This is a genomic window from uncultured Veillonella sp. (genome assembly GCF_934230905.1).
GTDB lineage: Bacteria > Bacillota > Negativicutes > Veillonellales > Veillonellaceae > Veillonella.
This window is the reverse complement of the sequence record NZ_CAKQFJ010000003.1, coordinates 34,264-56,834: the sequence shown is the minus strand read 5'-3', so window position 1 is coordinate 56,834 and position 22,571 is coordinate 34,264. Positions and strand designations below refer to the sequence as shown.

Annotated in this window: 22 protein-coding genes; 20 read left to right on the top strand and 2 right to left on the bottom strand. The window is 38.0% G+C overall.

Translation table 11 applies throughout. The features are described 5' to 3' along the window. The first annotated feature begins 14 nt into the window (after positions 1-14). From Q0E20_RS01255 to Q0E20_RS01245, 3 genes are read left to right on the top strand one after another with little or no spacing between them, the layout of a single operon-like run. A complete protein-coding gene (locus Q0E20_RS01255) occupies positions 15-1,466 on the top strand; it encodes a nicotinate phosphoribosyltransferase (protein ID WP_295995117.1) in 1,452 nt (483 codons plus the stop codon). Positions 1,467-1,474: 8 nt separating this feature from the next. Continuing rightward, the gene (gene nadE, locus Q0E20_RS01250) at positions 1,475-2,245 is read left to right on the top strand and encodes an NAD(+) synthase (protein WP_295995115.1); all 771 of its coding nucleotides are present in this window, start codon (positions 1,475-1,477) and stop codon (positions 2,243-2,245) included. Positions 2,246-2,264: 19 nt separating this feature from the next. Next, positions 2,265-3,242 (top strand): asparaginase, encoded by a 978-nt coding sequence (locus tag Q0E20_RS01245; protein WP_295995112.1) that lies wholly within the window; start codon positions 2,265-2,267, stop codon positions 3,240-3,242. A 144-nt stretch (positions 3,243-3,386) separates the two neighbouring features. On the opposite strand, the gene Q0E20_RS01240 is transcribed toward Q0E20_RS01245, so the two are convergent. Then, entirely contained in the window at positions 3,387-4,163 is a 777-nt protein-coding gene (locus tag Q0E20_RS01240) for an adenosylcobinamide amidohydrolase (protein WP_295995108.1), read from the bottom strand. A 171-nt stretch (positions 4,164-4,334) separates the two neighbouring features. Here Q0E20_RS01240 and Q0E20_RS01235 point away from each other — a divergent pair, with 171 nt between their 5' ends. The 3 genes from Q0E20_RS01235 (at position 4,335) to yfbR (ending at position 6,811) form a co-directional block, all read left to right on the top strand. After that, positions 4,335-5,246 (top strand): mechanosensitive ion channel family protein, encoded by a 912-nt coding sequence (locus Q0E20_RS01235; RefSeq protein WP_295995105.1) that lies wholly within the window; start codon positions 4,335-4,337, stop codon positions 5,244-5,246. A 46-nt stretch (positions 5,247-5,292) separates the two neighbouring features. Next, positions 5,293-6,147: a D-alanyl-D-alanine carboxypeptidase family protein gene (locus tag Q0E20_RS01230; protein ID WP_295995103.1), complete on the top strand. Its 855-nt coding sequence runs from the start codon at positions 5,293-5,295 to the stop codon at positions 6,145-6,147. 76 nt (positions 6,148-6,223) lie between these two features. After that, the gene (gene yfbR, locus Q0E20_RS01225) at positions 6,224-6,811 is read left to right on the top strand and encodes a 5'-deoxynucleotidase (protein ID WP_295995100.1); all 588 of its coding nucleotides are present in this window, start codon (positions 6,224-6,226) and stop codon (positions 6,809-6,811) included. A gap of 32 nt (positions 6,812-6,843) precedes the next feature. Here yfbR and Q0E20_RS01220 read toward each other — a convergent pair whose 3' ends face one another. After that, entirely contained in the window at positions 6,844-7,722 is an 879-nt protein-coding gene (locus Q0E20_RS01220) for an epoxyqueuosine reductase (RefSeq protein ID WP_295995096.1), read from the bottom strand. A gap of 127 nt (positions 7,723-7,849) precedes the next feature. Between Q0E20_RS01220 and Q0E20_RS01215 the strand changes: the two genes are divergently transcribed. The 14 genes from Q0E20_RS01215 to Q0E20_RS01150 all read left to right on the top strand — a co-directional run bounded on the left by Q0E20_RS01215 (position 7,850) and on the right by Q0E20_RS01150 (position 22,570). Beyond that, complete coding sequence (locus Q0E20_RS01215) at positions 7,850-8,632, top strand: xanthine dehydrogenase family protein subunit M (RefSeq protein WP_295995093.1); 783 nt, start codon at positions 7,850-7,852, stop codon at positions 8,630-8,632. After that, positions 8,632-9,084 carry a (2Fe-2S)-binding protein gene (locus Q0E20_RS01210; protein WP_295995090.1) on the top strand — a complete coding sequence of 151 codons (453 nt, stop codon included), beginning with the start codon at positions 8,632-8,634 and terminating at the stop codon, positions 9,082-9,084. Before Q0E20_RS01215 ends, Q0E20_RS01210 begins: the two co-directional genes overlap by 1 nt. Next, positions 9,084-11,375 carry a xanthine dehydrogenase family protein molybdopterin-binding subunit gene (locus tag Q0E20_RS01205; protein ID WP_295995088.1) on the top strand — a complete coding sequence of 764 codons (2,292 nt, stop codon included), beginning with the start codon at positions 9,084-9,086 and terminating at the stop codon, positions 11,373-11,375. The genes Q0E20_RS01210 and Q0E20_RS01205 overlap by 1 nt, the downstream gene beginning before the upstream one ends. Positions 11,376-11,408: 33 nt before the next feature. Further along, positions 11,409-12,167, top strand: a complete 759-nt coding sequence (yqeC, locus tag Q0E20_RS01200) for a selenium cofactor biosynthesis protein YqeC (RefSeq protein ID WP_295995085.1) — start codon at positions 11,409-11,411, stop codon at positions 12,165-12,167. An 8-nt stretch (positions 12,168-12,175) separates the two neighbouring features. Continuing rightward, entirely contained in the window at positions 12,176-12,892 is a 717-nt protein-coding gene (locus Q0E20_RS01195; protein ID WP_295995083.1) for a nucleotidyltransferase family protein, read from the top strand. Then, on the top strand, positions 12,889-13,701 hold the full coding sequence (gene yqeB, locus Q0E20_RS01190) for a selenium-dependent molybdenum cofactor biosynthesis protein YqeB (RefSeq protein WP_295995081.1): 813 nt from the start codon (positions 12,889-12,891) through the stop codon (positions 13,699-13,701). Before Q0E20_RS01195 ends, yqeB begins: the two co-directional genes overlap by 4 nt. Beyond that, a complete protein-coding gene (locus Q0E20_RS01185) occupies positions 13,685-14,416 on the top strand; it encodes an XdhC family protein (protein ID WP_295995221.1) in 732 nt (243 codons plus the stop codon). Before yqeB ends, Q0E20_RS01185 begins: the two co-directional genes overlap by 17 nt. Then, entirely contained in the window at positions 14,406-14,720 is a 315-nt protein-coding gene (locus Q0E20_RS01180) for an XdhC family protein (protein WP_295995079.1), read from the top strand. The genes Q0E20_RS01185 and Q0E20_RS01180 overlap by 11 nt, the downstream gene beginning before the upstream one ends. Before the next feature lie 99 nt (positions 14,721-14,819). Next, the gene (gene cdaA, locus Q0E20_RS01175) at positions 14,820-15,632 is read left to right on the top strand and encodes a diadenylate cyclase CdaA (RefSeq protein WP_295995077.1); all 813 of its coding nucleotides are present in this window, start codon (positions 14,820-14,822) and stop codon (positions 15,630-15,632) included. Next, positions 15,629-16,546, top strand: a complete 918-nt coding sequence (locus Q0E20_RS01170) for a YbbR-like domain-containing protein (protein ID WP_295995218.1) — start codon at positions 15,629-15,631, stop codon at positions 16,544-16,546. The genes cdaA and Q0E20_RS01170 overlap by 4 nt, the downstream gene beginning before the upstream one ends. 2 nt (positions 16,547-16,548) lie before the next feature. After that, the gene (locus Q0E20_RS01165) at positions 16,549-18,150 is read left to right on the top strand and encodes an NAD(P)/FAD-dependent oxidoreductase (RefSeq protein ID WP_295995075.1); all 1,602 of its coding nucleotides are present in this window, start codon (positions 16,549-16,551) and stop codon (positions 18,148-18,150) included. A gap of 130 nt (positions 18,151-18,280) precedes the next feature. Continuing rightward, on the top strand, positions 18,281-19,633 hold the full coding sequence (gene glmM / locus Q0E20_RS01160; RefSeq protein WP_295995073.1) for a phosphoglucosamine mutase: 1,353 nt from the start codon (positions 18,281-18,283) through the stop codon (positions 19,631-19,633). Positions 19,634-19,848: 215 nt separating this feature from the next. Beyond that, positions 19,849-21,933, top strand: coding sequence for a dynamin family protein (locus Q0E20_RS01155; protein ID WP_295995071.1), 2,085 nt, complete (start codon positions 19,849-19,851; stop codon positions 21,931-21,933). 1 nt (position 21,934) lies between these two features. Continuing rightward, positions 21,935-22,570, top strand: a complete 636-nt coding sequence (locus Q0E20_RS01150; protein WP_295995069.1) for a hypothetical protein — start codon at positions 21,935-21,937, stop codon at positions 22,568-22,570. Position 22,571 lies beyond the last annotated feature (1 nt).

Sequence of the window (22,571 nt, the reverse complement as noted above, 5' to 3'; positions counted from 1 at the left end):
AGGATGGTGAAAGTATGCAACATGAACGTCGTAACATTAGTATGCTTATGGATCTCTATGAGATGACCATGGCTCATGGGTACTTTACGAAACAAGACAATACAGACCGCGTTGCCTTTGACGTATTTTATCGTCGCAATCCAGACCAAGGGGGCTTTGCAATCTTTGCTGGATTAGAACAAGTAGTAGACTATCTTTTAAATCTCCATTTTGATGAAGAGGATATTGCGTATTTTAAATCGTTGCATTTATTTAGCGATGAGTTTTTAAAATATTTGCATAACTTTAAATTTACCGGTGATGTATATGCTTTTAAAGAAGGGTCCATTATATATCCTAATGAGCCAATTTTAACTATTGTGGCACCGCTCATTGATGCACAAATAGCGGAAACAGCCGTACTTACAATGATTAATCATCAATCACTGATTGCTACAAAGGCAAATCGTATTATGCGTGCTGCAGATGGTCGCATTGTATCCGATTTCGGTGCTCGTCGTGCTCATAATGTTGATGCCGCTGTATATGGTGCTCGTGCGGCGTATATTGGTGGTGTTCATGGTACTGCTACTGTGTTAGCAGGACAGCAATTTGATATACCTGTTAATGGTACTATGGCTCATAGTTGGGTTATGTACCATGATTCTGAGTATGAGGCCTTTAAAGCGTATGCTGAGGTATATCCGGAAAGTTCCGTGTTCCTCGTAGATACGTATGATGTATTGAATTCTGGCATACCTAATGCCATCAAGGTAGCAAAGGATGTTTTAGAGCCAAAAGGCCATCGGTTAAAGGGTATACGATTAGATTCTGGTGATTTAGCATATTTAGCAAAACATGCACGAAATATGTTAGACGATGCAGGAATGGAAGATTGTAAGATTATGGCGTCGAATAGTCTTGATGAATATACAATTACTTCTATCTTATCGCAAGGTGGTCCCATTGATATATTCGGTGTAGGGGAACGATTGATTACGTCGAAAACGGACCCTGTATTTGGTGCAGTATATAAAATAGTAGGTATTGAAAAGCAGGGCAAATGGGAACCTCGTATCAAGGTGTCAGAATCGGTTACTAAAATTACGAATCCAGGCCTCAAAAATGTGTATCGCGTCTATAGTGCAGAGGGGAAGGCTATAGCAGAATTATTGACCTTACCTGGTGAAAAGCCATCTACGAATTCCCCATATTGTTATATTGATCCAGAAAAACCATGGAAAGAATTATATTTTGAAAACTGTACATTTAAAAATATGCAAGAATTAGTTATTAAAGATGGTAAACAGATTGTGAAACCTCCAACATTGAAAGAAATTCGTGCATATGTACAGGATCAATTAACACATGAAATATGGGAAGAAGAGCAACGCTTTGAAAATCCACATAGCCATTATTTAGATATGAGTCCAGAGTATTATCATATGAAAATGGACTTGTTAAATCGTATTGGCCGTAAAAAATAGGAGGTCCTATGCTTATAAATCCAGAAAAGACAAGAGAGGAATTAGTAGCGTGGATCCGAGATTATTTTGATAACAATGGGCCAGGATGTACTGCTGTTGTAGGTATTTCTGGTGGTAAGGATTCTACCATCGTAGCAGCTTTATGCAAAGAAGCACTTGGTGCTGAGCGTGTTGTAGGGGTACTTATGCCTAATGATATACAATCAGATATTGATGATGCAAAAGCTGTCGTGGCTCATCTTGGCATACCTTATATGATTGTCAATATTGGCGATGCTTATCGCGCTTTAAGTAAGTCTATTGTACAAGGTGAAGGATTTACAAACGTGACGGGCCGTGTAGATTTAGCACATGATGCGGAAATTAATACACCTCCGCGTTTACGGATGGCTACATTGTATGCTATAGGTCAAAATTTACCACATGGTGCACGTATTGCTAATACGTGCAATGGTTCAGAAGATTATGTAGGATACTCTACAAAATTTGGCGATTCAGCAGGCGATTTTAGCCCGTTGGCACATCTGGTAGTGGAAGAGGTGCGTCAAATTGGACGTCTTTTGGATATTCCACTGCATTTAGTAGATAAAACACCGAGTGATGGGCTTAGTGGTCAGTCTGATGAAGATAAATTAGGATTTACCTATGCCATTCTTGATCGGTATATTCGGACTGGTGAAATCGATGATATAAAGACGAAGGAACGTATTGACTATTTGCAACGTATCAATCGTCATAAATTAGAGTTAATGCCATCCTTTATACCTTCTAAATTATAATGACTACAGGGAGAATATAATGACTAAGAAAATAGCAATCATCGGTACAGGTGGTACTATTGCTGGGCAAGGCGCTTCTGATACAGACTTAACAGGTTATACAGCGGGTGTACTGCCTTTAGAAGACATAATAGCTTCTGTGCCTGGTGTTAGAGACTATGGACCTTATGTTTGTAATCAATTTTGTAATATTGAAAGTTCAGATATAACGCTTTTTCAATGGGTTCGGTTATCTAAGTTAGTACAAAAATGTGTTGATCATGATGATATTGAAGGTGTCGTTATCACACATGGGACAGATAGTATGGAAGAAACGGCGTATTTTTTGCATCTTACGGTTCATACTAATAAACCAATCGTTCTTACTGGTTCTATGCGCCCTGCCGGTTCTATTAGCGCTGATGGTCCTATTAATTTATTACAAGCTATTCAAGTAGTTCGGACTCCCGCTTCTTATAATAAAGGTGTACTAGTGGTTCTTAATGGGTATATCGATGGAGCACGAGATGTTACTAAGATGAATACAACTAATGTAGCTACTTTTGGTAGTCCTAATTCAGGTCATTTGGGCATTGTTCAGGATGGGGTGGCACATTACTATACGAGTCCATTACGTAAGCATACGATGGAATCTGAATTTGGACTGCCTGATGATGAGGAGTTACCACGTGTTGAAATTCTTACATGTTATGCAGGCATAGAAGAAATTGTAGGGCTTGCCCTTGTGGCAACAAATCCATCTGGATTGGTATTAGCTGGATTAGGGCACGGTACAATTCCTCAGTCCATTCGTAAGGTAACATCAAATTTAGCGATTCCTGTTGTACGTGCGTCTCGAACAGGAAGTGGCATTGTATCCAATGTGCTTCAAGATGCAGAGGTAGGTTATTTTGTTAGTGATAGTTTATCTCCTCAAAAGGCCCGTATCTTGTTGATGTTAGCGTTACAGAAAGAGCGTACATGTAAGGATTTAAAAAGAATATTCCAAGAATATTAAGTGTAATAAAGGTTAGGGGTTAGACCTTATACTTGTGAGATATACAAAAGAACCTTTGCGATAGTATGAACTGCCCTCCTAAAATTGGACACAATTTTGAGAGGTTCCATTCAATGATTCACAAAGGTTCTTTTTGTATGTCAATTATTCAAATTCTACCGCATTTGCTAATGCACGTTGTACTCCAATATATACAGATTTGGCTAACGTGTCACCAAATAAAGAATAAGATCCTGCATCAGTTAGTACATCACCGTTTGTATCAATTGTTAGTATGATTCCATCTGTAGCGGTACCCGTAGCAGAAGTATGTTTTTCTTTGGCTAAACTGCGGTCTATATTAGTATTATATTTTGGTACTTCATTTGTGCTCTCTACTCTCCAATCTTGTAGTGCTGCCGTTTTGGCTTCTGTAATTGTCATGATAGCTTTTACCATAGCACTGTCCGTGAGAGCTTTATTGGTAAATACAAGAATATTAATCGTGCCAGGAGTATGAAAATCACCATTTTTTTCTTCGTAACAATAGCCTGTACCTGCACGATGAGCTGTTTTATTATAACCACCAGTGATGATTGTTTCAACAATTGTATCGTTCTCTTGGATTATTGTATAGGCGTGAAGTGAGATAGTAGCAGATGTTAATAGTGCTGTACTAAAATGAACAGGCACATCGATATATTCAAACTCTTGGGCTAAATAATTTGCTACAGAACCGCCTGGTAAATCTTTTTCTGTTTCTATATGATAGGTTAATTGTTGATTGCGCACACCAAGGGTGTGGTGAAATCCGCCGTTTAATTGTCCACTACTCAAAGAGTAGTGAATATCGTCAAATAGAATAGTTATAGAAGTAGATTCTTTGGTAATATGACCGCCTGTTATTAATGTATCAGGTGCTATATATGGATTGTTAGACATATAGGACTCCCTAGTTTATCATTGTTAGATATAGAATATAAAGCTATAATAAAAGATAACAATTTCTTGTTTTAATAGCTTATTTTTATCGTATGTAATGTTATATGTGAAATTATATCATATGTTTATCATAGATTTGAGTAGATTACTGTAAGATGTGTGGAGGTCTAGATGTACGAATTTTTAGCTGCTGCTTCACAGCTGTTATTTAAGGATGCTAATGTCTTATTAACGCTGCGAGAGTGGTTCTTGAGCCAAGCTAGTAATATTTTACTAGCACTCATCATATTTGTGATAGGCCGCTATATTATTCATTGGATTAAAGCTTTTGCGGTCCGTGTTATGTCTCGTGCACATTATGATTCGGCAGCGATGAGTTTTATGACTCAAATTATAAATTATGTATTACTCGTGGGATTGCTGTTGATTTGTTTTAATCAAATAGGTGTTCCTACAACATCTTTTGTGGCAGCTTTTGGTGCTTTTGGTTTAGGTATTGGATTGGCATTACAAAATAATATGTCTAATTTAGCATCAGGTTTGCTCATTTTAATTTTTAAGCCTTTTCGTGCTGGTCACGTTATTCAGGTAGGGGATATAGTAGGTAGTGTTACATCTATACAATTTATGTATACTATTATCACTACAAAAGATAAAAAAAGAGTGTATATACCAAACTCTATCCTTACATCTCAATCTGTTACTAATTATTCGTATATGAAGGAACGCATGATTCCGTTCGTATTTGATATTGGATATAACAACAATCATCATGAGGCTATTAAAGTATTAAAGGATGTTTTTGCTAGGGATAAACGGATTTTGAATGCTAAATATATGGAGATTGGTATATCTGAATTTGGTGAGAACTCTGTGCGTATTTCTGCGTTTGCAGAAGTTAAAACACATCAGTTTATTGATGTTCAATATAGTATAATGTCTGATGTGAAAGATGCTTTTGATAAACATGGCATCGATATTCCTTATCCGCAACGTGTAGTATATGTACAAAATGTAGATACTTCTACAGGTGAACGTAAAGAGACAAAGAAAAAAGCGACTGCAACGAATGTTGAACTATAGTTTATGTAAACAATAATTAGAAGTTAGAACTAGAAAGAAGAAGTATATGACAGATTTAATCATGAATAAGCGTTCGATATGGCAATATTTTGTATTGGTGCTAGCTTTCATAGGCATCATGTGTATTGGCACAGTCGCTCGTGCTGATGCCCCTACGCCGCCATCAACTGTTGGTGAAGCGGTAGTACTTATTGATGCAGATACTAAGGAAATTCTATTTGCTAAAAATCCAGATAAATGGATGCATCCAGCGAGTACCACAAAAATGGTAACTTTATTGACTGCTCTTGAGTTAAAAGGCACACAATTAGATGAATTGGCAACGATTAGCCCCTATGCGACGAGCATGGAGGAATCGAATCTTGGCGTACACGTAGGGGACCAAATTACCTTGGAAGGTGTTCTAGAGGGTATGATGGTGGCCAGTGGAAATGACGCTGCTGTTGTTGTAGCAGAAAATGTAAGTGGTTCTGTCGAGAATTTTGCTAAGGATATGAATCGTATAGCTGCTAAGGCTGGTGCTAAAAATAGTGTGTTCCTTAATCCTCATGGATTGACGCAAATGGGACATCATTCTACGGCGCGTGATTTAGCTTTGATTGCTGCATATGGTATGAAATATCAAATGTTCCGTGATAAAGTGGCGAATGACTACTATAAGGTGCCGTATCAAAACCGTACACCAGAAACAATTCGGACCACTAATCATTTTATTCGGAATAAATATCCTGGTGCTAACGGGTTAAAGACTGGTTTTACGAATGCAGCAGGAGAGTGTTTAATTGCATCCGCTACACGTAATGGTCATACTATGATTGTGGTAATGCTCAATGATGATAATCGTTGGAATGAGGCTGTTCAATTCTTAGATTATGGGTTTAAATTACGAGGTGTCATTTAATAAGACAGTTATTAAGTGATATATACTAAAAAAGGTCCTACCTTCTGGTGGGACCTTCGTTGTAAGGGGGATATGTATGAGTTCATTTTTTGCTTTTTTAAAACGGATGCGCTTTATTAATCGTTGGAGCTTGATGCGTAATACGGAAACTGAAAATATTCAAGAACACAGTCTTGAAGTAGCTCTGGTAGCGCATAATTTGGCGGCCCTTAAAAATGAATATTTTGGCGGAAGCCTCGATATTAATAAAGTGGCAGTGATTGCCATGTATCATGAAGTGAGTGAAATTTTTACGGGAGATATGCCAACACCGATTAAATATTTTGATCCTAAACTTCGCTCCTTGTATGGTGAAGTGGAATCCTTAGCACAGGAAAAAATGTTAACTACACTACCAGAACGATTACAAGCTGTATACAAACCTTATATTGTAGAGGCCGAAACATTGCCTGAATGGCCGATTGTTAAAGCTGCAGATACTTTGTCTGCATATATGAAATGCGTCAATGAATTACATGCTGGAAATGATGAATTCAGAGAGGCTCACGATACAATCTTAGCGAAGTTGAAAGCACTTAATATGCCAGAAGTAGATATGTTTATTGAAGAATATGTGCCAGCCTTGAGCCAGTCCTTAGATAAACTTAATTATTACAAAATATAAGGTGTATTAGAACTAGTACTTATGAAGTGATATCAAGATTTAGTGATATATTCATGGTTTCGTAATATTATCTTTTTTCCTCGCCATGAGAAGGCACGATGTCCGTATTTTGCTTTAAATTCCTTGTTTGTTAGTGATTCTAGTTCGTTGATGTCTACATAGGGTTCAATGGATTGAAATTCTGCAATAGGGGTTATAGGTATATCTTTGTTGTGAGGACACACCTCTTGGCACACATCGCAACCGAATAGTAAAGGTGATTTCTTGATGATAGATTGTTCTTCGTCGGTGAGATCACCTTTTTTTTGCGTTAAATAACTTTTACAAGTGGAGTACTTGAATTCATCAGTATTTAAACATTGGCCAAGACATGATGAAATGCATCGGTTGCAGCCCATACAAGTATTTGTCAGAGGAGAATTAGGTTCAAATTCTAGTGTGGTAAGTACAGTGCCGATGACAATATAGGAACCCCAAATTGGATTGATAAAGCATTTGTTTTTTCCATAGAAGCCAAGCCCTGCTAAATAGGCCATATATCGATCAGCTAATGGGCTTGTATCGCAGTGAATGGAAAATAATGCATTAGAATTTATATTCATTAACTCATCTATGAGATTCTGCAAATAATTTGTTACGACAAGATGATAATCGTTAGCCCATGTGTAACGAGACAGATTTTTTGGACCATCATATGGTACATGGTAGGGAAATAGGCAGACAATGGCGCTGCGTGGCATAAAGTCAGGTGTACCCGTTAAGCGTGTTTCTAAGTCGGCTGCTGTAAATGGACATGGGTTAGCCTCGCGTAAGATTTCACGTGCTTCAGGGGGAAGTGGCCATGATGTGGTACCAACTACTGGTATATGTAATTGTTTGCAAACTTCTTGTAATTTTATATTGTTTGTCATAGATTTACAGTCTAATAGTTGTTACAATTATATATATAATTAAAATAAAAGGTTTTATATCAAAATTACTAACGGTAAATGTATTAAGCTGATTATTATTTTTAGTATACCATTATGAGGATAGATTATGTTAGCCTTTTTGAAAGTATTACAACCGAAGACGGTGGAAGAGGCCTATGAAATGGCCGTAAAAAATAAGATGGCACCTATGCTTGCTGGTGGGTGTTGGCTGCGGTTAGGTCGTCGTACATGGCCTGCAGTGATCGACATGGCAGGACTAGATTTACGATATGTTCGTGAAGAAGATCATGAGTTTGTTATTGGTGCCATGGCGACTCAAGGCGATGTAGAACGGTTTGAACCATTACAACAATTTTGTGGTGGTGCCGTAGTGCGCGGCATCAAAGAAATTTTAGGTGTCCAATTTAGAAATATGGCTACTATGGGTGGATCTGTGGCTAGTAAGTTTGGTTTCTCCGATATTATTCCCGCTTTGTTGGCTGTTCATGCAGATATTGTAACCCATAAAGGTGGACGTATGTCTATGAAGGAATATATGAATTATCGAGAACGCGACATTTTGGTGGAAATTCGCATTCCAAAACAGGAAGCATCTGTTGCCGTTGAAGCGTTGCGTATTTCTCGTGGTGACTTCCCATATTTAACAGGTTCTATTCGCCATGATGATATAGGTTATGAGGTTTATATCGGTACGCGTCCAGGTGCTCCACAATTGGCTGAAAAAGCGAGTGCTTTGCTTTCAGAAAAAGGCGTAGCTGCATTGGATGACGCAGCACAGGTGGCATCAGAGGAGCTAGTATTCCAAAAAAATTCACATGCTTCAAAAGAATACCGTGTAGAAATGGCTAAAGCCATGGTTCGACGTTTAGTTAAGGAGGTGGCACAATAATGGAATTAGTATTGAATATTAATAATAAAAACGTAACCGTTAATGTGCCAACAGATGAAATGCTATTAACTACGTTGCGCAACTTAGGCTATTATAGTGTGCGTTGTGGGTGTGATACGACGAACTGTGGTTTATGTACTGTTTGGATAGATGATGAAATCACACTATCTTGTGCGTACCCTACATTCCGTGCACCAGGTCATACAATTATAACTCTTGAAGGACTGGAAGAAGATGCATCTTTACTAGCTGACTGCCTTGCATCTGAAGGGGCGGACCAATGTGGTTTTTGTACTACTGGTATGATGATGAGTGCCATCGCATTGAAGCGTAGAAATCCTAATGCCAGTGATGATGAAATTCGAGAATACTTGATTGGAAATCTCTGTCGCTGTACTGGCTATGAATCACAACTTCGAGGCGTTCGTAAGTATCTACAAGGAGGTTTATAATGAAGCACATTGGTAAGTCTTATGATAAAGTCGATGCCAAGGGGATACTGAGTGGTAAGCCTTCCTATACAGGGGATTTTGTACCAAAAGATGCCCTCATTATTAAGGTGTTGCGCAGTCCTCATGCGCAGGCGAGAATTAAATCTATCGATACATCTAAAGCTAAATTAATCCCTGGGGTAGAGGCTATTTTTACCTATGAAGATGTACCTAATACACGGGTTACCCTAGCTGGTCAGACGTATCCGGAGCCGTCTGCTTATGATGCATTGATTCTCGATCCTGTAGTTCGCTACGTAGGCGATGAAGTGGCCCTTGTTGTAGCTAAAGATGAAGCTACAGCATTAAAGGCAATGCCTCTCATTAAGGTGGAATATGATGTTCAAAAACCTGTGCTTGATTTGCATACGGCTATAGACCATGAAACAGTGGTTCATCCTGAGGAGGATATCCTTAATCATATTCCAGTGGGACAAGATTATAAACGTAATATTTGTGTATCGTATCATAAACGTGTTGGCGATATTGAAGCAGAACTTGCGAAATGCGACTATGTTGTAGAAGGCACTTATTTTGACCAAGCAACACGTCAATCCGCAATGGAACCATTTCAAAGCTTTGGTTATATCGATCATTTAGGACGTATTGTCATTGTAAGTTCCACGCAAATCGTGTTCCATGTACGTCGTCATATCGCACGGGCACTAGGTATTCCTGCCTCTAAGATTCGTGTTATTAAACCTCGTATTGGTGGTGGTTTTGGTTCCAAACAAACGGCTTGTACAGAATTGATGACTGCTTTTGTAACATGGAAATTACAAAAACCATGTTATTTACTATATGATAGAACGGAAGCACAAACTTGTTCTACCACACGTCATGCTCGTGAATGGTATATTCGCGTAGGTGCTACAAAGGATGGCATTATCCAAGTTATTGATATGGATTCTATTACTGATGCTGGGGCTCATGCAACCCACTGCTTTACGACAACTACAGCTGGGGAACATAAATCTGTACCATTGTATAATAAGGCAAAAGCTGTGCACTATGGTACAGAAGGGGTTTATATGAACCATACACCTGGTGGTGCCTTCCGTGGTTATGGGGCTACAGAATCTTTATGGCCATTGGAGTGTGCAGTTAACCGATTAGCAGATGAAATGGGTGTTGACCCAGCAGAGCTCCGTCAAAAGAATTTGATTGCTGCTGGTGAACGTAGCTTAGTCTATGATCCTGATGAAATTATGGATTCTGGCCTATTCCAAGAGACAGTTAATAAAGTTAAGGAAATGGCTCGTTGGGATGAACGACCACATAGTTGGGACATTGATGAACGTTATCGCGGTGGACTTGGTATGGCACTTGCTTTACAGGGGTCCGGTGTCGCTAATATCGATGTGGCATCAGTAGAAATTCGTCTCGGTGATGATGGTAACTATACATTGTATACGGGATCTTCCGATATGGGCATGGGGGCAAATACCATTCTTACACAAATGGCTTGTGAAGTCCTTGGATGCCCGATGGAATCTATGACGGTTATCGAATCTGATACGGATATCGTACCATTCGATCCAGGCTCTTATGCATCGAGTACCACTTATGTAACGGGGACGGCTGCGAAGATGGCTGCTGAAGAGTTGAGAGAAAAGATAATTAATAAATTAGCACAATTTATGGATGTTAAACCAGAAGAAATCGATTTTGATGGATTGGTTGGAACAACTAAGGACGGTGCTAAGCAGTTATCTGTTCAAGAATTAGCGCCTATGCTATTAGTTGGAACTACACCGGAACAATTAACGGGTTTTGCAACTTGGGGTAGCCATACGTCTCCACCACCATTTATGGCATCTATTGCTGAAGTCAAGGTTGATAAACAAACGGGACACATTATACCTCTACATATGTATAATTGTGTAGACTGTGGTACCGTTGTGAACCCTAAATTAGCGCGTGTACAAGTTGAAGGTGGTGCGGTGCAAGCTATTGGTATGGCTTTGTATGAAGATGTTAGATACTCTAGTAATGGGCGGTTAGAGACTAATAATTTTATGACCTATAAGATTCCTACACGTCAGGATATTGGTGAAGTGCATACAGCCTTTGTTGAATCATATGAGGAAAGTGGCGCATATGGTGTTAAATCCATTGGTGAAATTGTTATTAATACAGCTTGTCCTGCCATACAACATGCTGTAAAAAATGCAGTTGGTGCGGATGTTCGTACATTACCTATGACACCAGAAAAGGTATTTATGGGAATGGACGAAAAATATAAAGTATAACTATTCCTTCATTCCTAAAGGGGGCCTCGTGCTATGATATCACAAACGCAGTATTGGAATCGTCTTATTCAACCCGGCATTGTTGCATTGGTTGGTGCTGGCGGAAAAACAACGGTTTTATCTAAGCTTGTCGAGTATGGTAGATTGCAAGGACAACCTGTTGTAGTAACGACTACGACACATTTGTATGAATCACAAGTGGCTCAATATGAGCCCGTTTATACAAAGGACATTAACCATGTTGATGAGTATTGTACAAAACGTATTCAACAGGGGTATTGTGGGGCTTGGTTTAGTGGTATTACGAGAACTAAGGTTGATGCTGTAGATTGTGAAAGTATCGATGGCCTTAGTGCATTACATCCTAATTGGCAAATTGTCGTAGAAGCAGATGGTGCTAAGGAAAAATGGCTTAAGGCGCCTAAACATACAGAACCTGTTATCCCTAATCACACAAAGACAACTATAGGGGTAGTCAATCTTCAAATGTTGGGTGCATCACTTGATGAAGATCATGTGCATAATTTAGAATTAGTGCAATCCATTGTGTGTCGAGAAGAAGGTGCCGTTGTAACGCCCCATATGCTTGCTCAAATTGTTCTTCATAAACAAGGGCTTTTTCAGTATAGCAAAGGTAAGAAAATTTTGTTTTGTACTGGCTATGATACAGTACAACATCGCATGATTGATGATTTTATCAGTCATGTTGTGGATAGTGATATTACTGCTATTGTATTGGCTGATGGCTATAAAGCTAGCTGTGAAATTCGACGTATTATTCAATGTCGTTAGGTACCGAAATGGAATATAAGACATGTGAAAGCGCCTCCTTAGGGGGCGCCCTTTCACGAGAAAGTCCTCGTATTGGTATTGTTCTGTTAGCAGCAGGGCAGTCGCGAAGAATGGGGGAAAATAAACAACTACTCCCCTGGAGAGGAAAGACCATCCTTGATGCTGTATGTCATGCATTACAAGTTGGATGGGAACAAAGTAATTCTTCATGGGATTTAGAAAACTATCCTATGGTTGCCGTTACAGGTGGGGACCACGATATTGACCGTATTGCTAGCAGTTATGGATTTTCCATTGCTCATAATAGTTCTTCTGCTTTAGGTCAAGGTACATCTATCGCATTAGGCGTGCAATACTTGATGAATACATTTGGCACGTACCCTTTAGATGGTATTATATGCTCTGTATCTGATCAACCGTTACTAGATTCTATGGTTATTGAAAAACTTATCGCTAGCTTTCAACAACATAGGGATGAAACTAATAGGTCAATCGTAGTACCTAAATATGGACCTACGCAGCATCTCGGGAACCCCGTTTTGTTTGGGACCCATTGGTTTGAGGCTTTGCAACAAATCGAGGGGGATCAAGGCGGTCGAACGATTATTCGCGGTGCGGGGCATAATTTTGTAGAATATGTAAGTATTATTCCTGAATGGGGATTTGATATAGATACGCCAGAGGATTATAACGATTTACAACATCGTGAAAGTGAGGGTGTATGAAACCTTTAATACTTGTGCGCGGAGGCGGAGACATCGCCTCCGGTGCTATTTATAGATTGAGACGTGCAGGGTACCCTGTAGTGGTTAATGAAATAGCTATACCTACTATGATTCGTAGAGAGGTTAGTTATGGCAATGCTGTTCATTGCGGTGAAATGATTCTTGAAAGGTTAGTTGTCCGTCATGTGTGCATCGATGAAATTCAGGATACTTTAGCACAAGGAGTGATTCCTGTTGTTACATCGTCCTATGAAGAGCTATTAGAACAACTGCATCCAGATGTTGTTGTCGATGCCATTTTGGCTAAAAAGAACTTAGGGACTACGAGACTCGATGCACCTTTTGTTATCGGTGTAGGTCCTGGATTTAGTGCAGGTCGTGATGTGAATGTAGTGATTGAAACTATGCGTGGTCATCATTTAGGCCGTTGTATTTATGATGGCGAAGCAGAACCTAACACGGGAATCCCTGGTAACGTAGGTGGTTATACTCATGAACGTGTGATACATTCTCCAAAGAGTGGATTGTTTACTGCAAAACGCCATATTGGGGATGAGGTACAAGCTAATGAAGTAATTGGTTATGTTGATGAAGAACCAATACGTGCAAAAATTACAGGTATATTACGAGGTATTTTAAAAAGTGGTCTCATTGTATCTGATCATTTTAAATTAGCGGATGTAGATGCTCGTTGTGAGGAGTCTCATTGTTATAGTATTTCTGATAAATCCCTAGCTGTTGGTGGCGGTGTTTTAGAGGCTGTTACTGCATGGGACTATGAAAGGAATAGAGATGGAAAGCATTTATGATATTATGAAAGACCGACTACAGGTGATGGAACCAACCTTTTTGGTGACTGTTTTATCGGGACCTCGCCAAGGGGATAGGACAATTTATACTCAAGATGGTGATGTCTTATATGGTGATGCAATAGAAGGTTTTACATCAAAGGCGATTAAGCCGAATGCTCTATGTATGTTTGGCAGTACAGAGTGTTTTGTTGAACCTGTTGAAAAGGATCCCTCTGTACTTGTACTGGGGGCAGGCCATGTGAGCCGTGCTATTACAGACTTACTTTTATTTATAGGTTGTCGTGTTACAGTAGTTGATGATCGTCCAGAGTATGTGGTGCCTGAATTCTTTGATGAGCGTGTAACAAGAAAATGTTTGCCTTTGAATGATTTTAGAGACAAGTTACCTCTTGATGAATATAATGGCTTTATTATTGTTACGAGAGCCCATGAATTTGATAATACGTGCTTGGAACAATTGAGAGATCGATTGCCTACTTATATGGGCGTTATGGGTAGTCAACAACGCATTCATTATGCATTGGAGAATTTAAAATCTAAAGGTTGGACGCAAGAAGAGTTAGACATGATTTATGCTCCTATTGGTTTAGATCTTGGTGCTCAAACACCAGAGGAAATTGCATTATCTATTGTAAGTGAATATCTTGCAGTCGTACGTGGTAAACAAGGTCAATTTTTACGTAGAAAGAGAGTGGCAACACATGAATCGTGAGTTTGTAGAATATTTGAGTCAACGCACGAATGAAACGCTAGCGGTAGCTACGATTCTTCATACTGCTGGCTCTACGCCTCGTAAAGCAGGTACTTCGATGGTCGTATTTCCAGATGGATCTATTTTTGGTACTATCGGTGGAGGTCGAGCTGAAAATGAAATACGCTTAAGTGCTATTGATTCTATGAAGAAAAAAGAACAACATCGACGTATTGAAGTAAAACTAAATGATGATGTAGCTGTAAAAGAAGGTATGGTATGCGGTGGTTGCATGGATGTGTGGATTGAAACACAAAATGTGTAGCTTCGTTTTAAATTTACAGTGCTCATAAAATACGATAAAATATAAGGTGCAGCTAAAATGATAGTTGTACCTTATTATTTTGTATAAGGAGTTGCGAATATGCATTTTGAAGCTCTCATACATACCTTTAGGGTCCTTGATGTTATCGACATCTTGACGGTTGCTATTGGTATTTATTATATGTATAAACTCTTAAAGGATACACGAGCTGTAGCCTTGTTAAAAGGGTTATTGTTTTTGGCTATTTTGAATGTATTAAGCCATGTAATGAATTTGTATGTAATTAACTGGATTCTTCAACAGGGGATGACGGTTATTCTCTTTGCTTTGCCTGTCGTATTTCAACCAGAATTACGCCGTGCCTTAGAACAATTGGGGCGGGGACGTATTTTTAGTAAAGCACAGAATGTAAACGAAGAAGAAATGGATATGGCCATCAATGAAGTGATGGCTGCTGCTCGTGTGATGTCTCGTGAACATACGGGGGCTCTTATAGTATTTGAACGTGAAGTAGGATTAAATGACTTTATCGATACAGGTATTATTGTTGATGCGGTACTGAGTCGGGAACTGATTAAAAATATTTTCGTTCCTAGTACGCCACTTCATGATGGTGCCATGATTATTCGTAATGGACGTATTCAGGCTGCAGGTTGTTTGTTACCACTTACAGAGGATCGTACATTGAGCACTGAACTTGGTACTCGTCACCGTGCAGCGATTGGTTTATCTGAACAAACGGATGCTGTTGTCGTTGTTGTCAGTGAAGAAACAGGCGTTATTTCGTACACATATGGTGGTCATATTTATCGTCATTTGCCAGAAGACCAAATTAAAGAGGCTCTTCGTACATTTATGGAAAGACCTCGTCAAAATATTACGAGTATGTGGAAATGGGGTGGCAAGAGATGATGATTCACTTAAAACGTAACTGGCCTGCAAAAATACTTTCATTATTAGCAGCCATCGTCATGTGGTTTTTCATCATGCGTGACCAAAACCCTGTGATGGAGGTTTCTTATACGGTACCTGTACAGGTGCAAAATTTAGCATCTAATTATATTATTGAAGATACACCACAATTTGTTCGTGTTACGCTTAGTGGACCGCGTGATACGATTATTAATTTAAAATCTGAAAACCTTAAGGCCTATATTGATGCATCTGGTGTTACCACTGGTCAAAATAATGTAACGATTCGTTTTAATCCACCATCGGGTATGACGTTAGTAGAGGTTAAGCCTGATACGGTAACGATTAATGTAGATGAATATGCATCAAAAAAACTACCTGTTGAAATTGTACCAATAGGTCAAATTCCAGATAATGTAGCCTTGAAGTCAGTTACAGTGATTCCTAAGGAAGTAACGGTATCTGGTCGTAAACAACAAGTAATGGCAGCAACACGTGTAGTAATGAAGGTTAATGTAGCTGGACAAACTAAAAACTTTAGTGCTGTAGCCGATTTAGAAGCTTGGGATAATGCGGGAAATGTGCTTAGTGTGAATATCAGTCCAACACAAGGTCAAGCACAGTACGAACTAAACTTACTTAGAAAAGATAAAGCTGTACCTGTATCGGCGACGACTATAGGTCAAGTAGCGGACGGCTATGAAGTTAAAGGAATTACGATTCAACCTGTACAAATAACAATTACAGGACGTGAAGAAATGGTGGATGCTGTTTCTGAATTAAAAACAGAAGCTATTGATATTAGTAATGCTACAGCACCTATCGATTCTACCTATAATTTAGTAATTCCTGATGGTCTTACAAGTAAGGTGACTACGGTTCATGTAACAGTAGATATACAAAGAAAAGCATAGATATGATAAGAATAATAAATCTTCGCGTAGCTGTCACTGTAAAGGCTACAATTGAAGACATAGTAGAAAAGAAATACCCTCAATTAAAAGGGCATATACAAAGGATACATGTTGTGAGACGGGCTGTAGATGCACGTAAAAAACCTAACATTGTATTTGTATATACTCTTTTTGTAGAGGCGCAACATGAAGAAAAACTTATTAAAAAATTAGGTAAGCAAAAGGATGTTACCTTGTTTACACCAGAGGACCCTGAACCGATTGTAATTGGTGACAGACCTCTCGCACATAGACCTGTTGTCATGGGGTTTGGTCCAGCAGGTATGATGGCTGCTTTTTATTTAGCCCGTGAAGGCTATCGACCTATCGTGTTGGAACGAGGGCAGGATGTAGATACGCGTGCAAAGGATGTGGAAACATTTTGGAAAACGGGATCCTTTAAACCGGAATCGAATGTTCAATTCGGTGAAGGTGGGGCCGGCACATTTTCTGATGGTAAGTTGACTACTCGCGTTACACATCCGCGGTTGCATGAAATTTCTAAATATTTTGTAGAGTTTGGTGCACCTGAAGAAATCTTATATAAACATAAACCTCATGTAGGAACAGATAAATTGCGTCATATGGTAAAAGCTATGCGTGAGCGCATTATTGAGTGGGGCGGTGAGGTACGCTTCGGTGCTAAAGTGACAGATGTATTCATTGATGATGGCCGTATAGTCGGTATTGAGGTGAATGGATCTGAGCGTATTGATACAACGTTGGTTTTATCTGGCGTTGGTCATAGTGCCCGAGATACATATGAGATGCTATTTAAACGCGGTATCGATATGATAGCTAAGCCATTTGCTATTGGTGTTCGTATTGAACATCCACAAGAAGTTATCGATCATTCTCAGTATGGTGTGGATCCGAAGAGCTTAGGTCTAGGTGCTGCGGAGTATTCCTTGGTATATCATGATAAGAAATCGGGGCGTACAGCTTATAGTTTCTGCATGTGTCCTGGTGGACAAGTGGTAGCATCTGCATCTGAACCAGGTGGGGTTGTAACCAACGGAATGAGCTTATATGCGCGTGATAGTGGCGTGGCTAATAGTGCTATCGTCGTGAACGTAGGTCCTGATGATTTTGGCACACATCCATTAGATGGCGTAGCTTTTCAACGGGAATGGGAATGCAAAGCATATGAGTTAGGTGGTTCAAACTACAATGCACCAGCTCAAACGGTGGGTGCTTTCTTGGGGCAATCTGATGCGCCATCTGTTGAAAGTACTATTCATAGCTATGAGCCTCATATTGTAGATTGTGATTTGCATCAATGCTTACCTGAGTATGTATCCGCTGTTTTAGAGCGAGCTTTACCGTATTGGGGACGCCGCATCAAAGGGTTTGATCATCCTGATATTTGCATGACTGGCGTTGAAACACGGACATCCTCACCTCTTCGTATGGGCCGTGATGATAATCGTGTATCCACTACGGTGGGTGGCTTTTACCCAATGGGGGAAGGTGCTGGCTATGCAGGTGGTATCATGAGTGCTGCCTTAGATGGTGCAGAAACAGCAATTGCTTGTATGAGCATGTATGCTAAACCTAATGCTTGATACTTTCATACATAGATATATATGTATCAATTTTGTGAAAGTCTACTTGATTTTATAAATAGTACAAACTCGTGTGATATAATACACACAACATAGATAGAAATACATTCGTTTGTAGACGGAGGAAAATATGGCTCGATTATTTGGTACTGATGGTGTACGTGGCGTTGTTAATGAATTTTTAACACCTGAATTGGCATACCATTTGGGACGTGCAGCAGCAACACATTTTGGTAAAGAAAAAGAACATCCTACATTTTTAATTGGTAGAGATACGCGTATCTCTGGATCCATGTTGGAATGTGCATTGGCATCTGGTATTTGTTCTGTAGGTGGTAATGTAGTTATGGCAGGCGTAATTCCTACACCTGCTGTAGCCTACCTAGTAAAACAACAAGGCTTTGATGCGGGCGCTGTTATTTCTGCATCTCATAACCCATTCCCAGATAATGGTATTAAATTTTTTGATGGTAGTGGCTTTAAATTACCAGACGAAGTGGAAGATCAATTAGAAGTATATGTACGTCAAAGTGCAGATAATGAATTACCTCGTCCTACAGGTGCTGGCATTGGTCATGTAGAGTATAATGCAAATCTTGCACATCACTATGCTCACTTTGTTCGCCATACTATAGATACATCCCTCGAAGGTATGACTATCGTTTATGATGGTGCTAATGGTGCCGCTTCTAGTGTAGGTCCAGAAATTTTGTCTGGCCTTGGTGCTAAAGTAATCAATATCAATGTAAATCCAGATGGATTGAATATTAACCATCACTGTGGCTCTACACATATTGAAGGATTGCAAGTAGCTGTTCAACAACACCATGCTGATTTAGGCATTGCCAATGATGGCGATGCTGACCGTTGCTTGTTAGTAGACGAAAAAGGTCAAGTCCTCGATGGAGACCAAATTATGCTACTATGTGCTCTAAAATTGAAAGAAGAAGGCAAACTCAAAGGCGATACTGTAGTTGGTACCGTTATGAGTAATATCGGCTTCCACAAAGCGGCTGAAGAACTCGGTATGAAAACCGTTTCCACTGCTGTTGGTGACCGTTATGTATTGGAATATATGCGTGAACACGACCTTTCCATTGGCGGTGAACAATCTGGTCACGTTATTTTCCTCGATCATAACACAACTGGTGATGGCATGTTGACTGCTGTTCAAGTGGCGGCTCTTGTAAAAGAAAAAGGCCAACCACTTTCTGAATTGGCTGGCATCATGACAAAATACCCACAAGTTCTTGTGAACGTTCGTGTTGCTACAAAGACTGGTTGGGAAGAAAACGATATCATCAAAGCTGCTATCGTAACAGCTGAAGGTGAACTTGGTGACGAAGGTCGCGTACTGGTACGTGCATCCGGTACAGAACCACTCATCCGCGTAATGGCTGAAGGTCCAGACCAAGAAGCATTACAATCCTTATGTCAAGAAATTGCCGATATTATCGGAAGAGAACAAGGGTTGGCTGAATAAGATTAAGAAATATAATTTATTAAATCCTGTATAGGTACTATCTTTGTAAAAGATGAGATAGCATCTATACAGGATTTTTTACTTATAAAGTTTAATGAAATATAGATGTGTAAGTTTTGTCACGTCAAATCTAGAGCATATTGACTGATAGTATTATGTAACTTATAATTTAGCCATAGAAGATTCATGAATTTAATATGAAGGAGCACGGAGACATGGTAATTAGTTATAAAAAAAAGAAAGAAGAAGTTTTATCAATTTATAATGATATGGAAATTTTTTTGCAGGAGGTTTTGGAATATTATAAGAATATAAATATAAGTAATCCATTGAAGAGAAAAGAGGGGCTTATAAATAAAATTCAGGCTGATATAGAGAAGATTAAAGAAGATAAGTTTAAAATCATAGTAGCAGGAGAAGCGAAAAGTGGGAAATCTACATTTATTAATGCATATTTAGGCATAGATTTATTGCCTGTAGATGTGAAGCAGTGTACTAGTGTTTTACTTGAAATAAAATATGCTAATAAATTTAAGCTGGTTGCAACTTATGCTGATGGTAGGATAGAAGTAGTTAATGAACCAGAAGCCGTTAAATCTTTTTTGAGGAAACATGCTGCATTAGATGATAATTATAGAGATATTCCTGTGCCTACAATTAATGAAGAAATATTAGTAAAAGCAGGTAGGAAGGCTAATAATAAAAATAAAAAAATAAATATACTGGAGAGTGATATTGATAATTTGATTGCATCTGAGTCAGTTCAAGCTGCTAATATCTATCAGTTATCTTTAGATAAATATAACAATAAAATTAAAGAATATATAAATAAACATAAAGATAATTGGTTTAATATAGTAACTAAAATTGAGATTTTTTATCCTTTAAATGAGTCATTAAAAGGTATTGAAATTATAGATAGTCCTGGTGTATGTGCAAAAGGTGGGGTTTCTGAGGTAACAACAAAGTATATAAAAGATGCTAACGCAATTATTTTTTTGAAACCTATAACTGGACAAGCTATAGAGTCAGCTCAGTTTTCTCAATTTGTGAATAATACAATTATTGGACGAAATAAAGAAGCACTTTTTTTGGTGTTTACTCGTGTAGCTCAAATGCCTGAAAATGATTTTATGTGTTTACAAGAGGAAGCTTATAAGCAATTCAAGCAATTGAATAAAGAAAATATATTGTTTGTAGATAGTAAAGCTGAAATTTCAGCAAAGATTTTTAACTCATTGGCGACGATTAACGATGTACATAATAAAGTAAAAGAATTAATTGACTCAAAAGAACTGGAGGATTTTATACAACTATCGTATTACAATACAATAGGTGGATATGCAAATGGGAGTATGAGTGATTTTATTTCTTCCTTAGAGTCCAAATCTAGATTTAGAAGTGTTTATAGTCTATTAGAAAAGTTTGGGAGAAAGTCGCATTATATATTATTAAAAGATGTTTTAAAATCTATAATTCGTTTATATGATGGATTATATCAAGAATTTGATGATCAGATTCAATCTTGGGGAAAAAAAGTAAAGAATCCTAATGATATAGAGACTAAAATAAAAGAATTAGAATCCGAGAAGGAGCGGATTGAAAATAGAATCTGGCGTGGTACTGGAGATATTAAGAATAATTATATTGGTGATGAAAATGGCAAAATAAAGAAGGCTGCTGATACTATAGTTCATGAGTATAAAAGTAATAAAGCTTTATTAAACCCAGAGGAAGAAGGCTCTGTTGATCGTTTAAAATCTCTTTCATTAGAAACTATAGAGGAATGTAAAGAGATTTCTGAGAGAATTCAACGAGATGTGATAAAGGATTGTAATGCTTTATTAGAATCAATCTCAGAAAATCTAAATCTGATTGATTTCATAAAGCCTGATTATGAATCAATTAACTTTGAAAATATTGAAAATTTAAGTAAAGAAGATGCTCAAGAATTAATTAAAATAAAAGAGGCTGGAACCTTTTCAGATGCAAAATATGAATCAAGATTTTCCCAGAAAAAATATTTCAAAAAGTTTTCTGATAATATTGATAAAAGACTTGATGAGATAAGAGGTAGATTAGTAGCTGAGTTGAATAACTTTGTCTCTCATGCAATTAAGGAGTATAAGTCTGAATTAAATAATAATGTTGAGAATAAGATTAATGAATTGAAAGAGATTAATGAAATAAAAGTAGAGAATAGTGAAATAATGAAATATATTGAAGAAATAGAGTTATTTTGTAGTTTCTTAAAGGGAGTACAAGGAGATTTAATGACTATTGAGAAAGGGATTTTATAATATGTATAGTGATACTATAGTTACAAAGATTAATGCTCTATTCTCGGATTTGTTTGAAAAGTCTTGTAAAATTGTAGACTTATCTATTGACTTAAAGACGATTAATGATGAAATATATAATATTGTCTCTTTAGAATTATCTTGTAGAAGTAAATCAATGATGAGTGATTTATTATATATGGCCTCCAAGAAATATTTAAGTAGTATGGACCCTATGGATATTAGGTTACAAAACAAGTTCTTGGGCTTGGAGTTAACAGATGTATTGTTGAAAAAGTTTGAATTCCAGTTGCCAGAAAAGGTGATTTTTAAAGTTAATAATAATAAAAGATTTATATATGATGGTGGAGTTGCTTTAGGGGTATTTACAATTAGTGGGGGATTTATAAAATTTGTAATGGGGACTTTGGTGGGGGGATATATAATTATTCCTACAATGAGTTCTTTGGTAGCTGCAGTACTATTAGATCATTTTATTATAAAAGATAAAGTAGAAAAACAAGAAATTAAAAGGGCAATATCATCATATTTATTAAATTTAAAAGAGCAATTTATTCATAACTTGAATTGTGTTGAAAGCGAATTTTATGAAAGATTAGACGATTTTGAGTCTTCATTTGCATTACATGAGGTCTAAA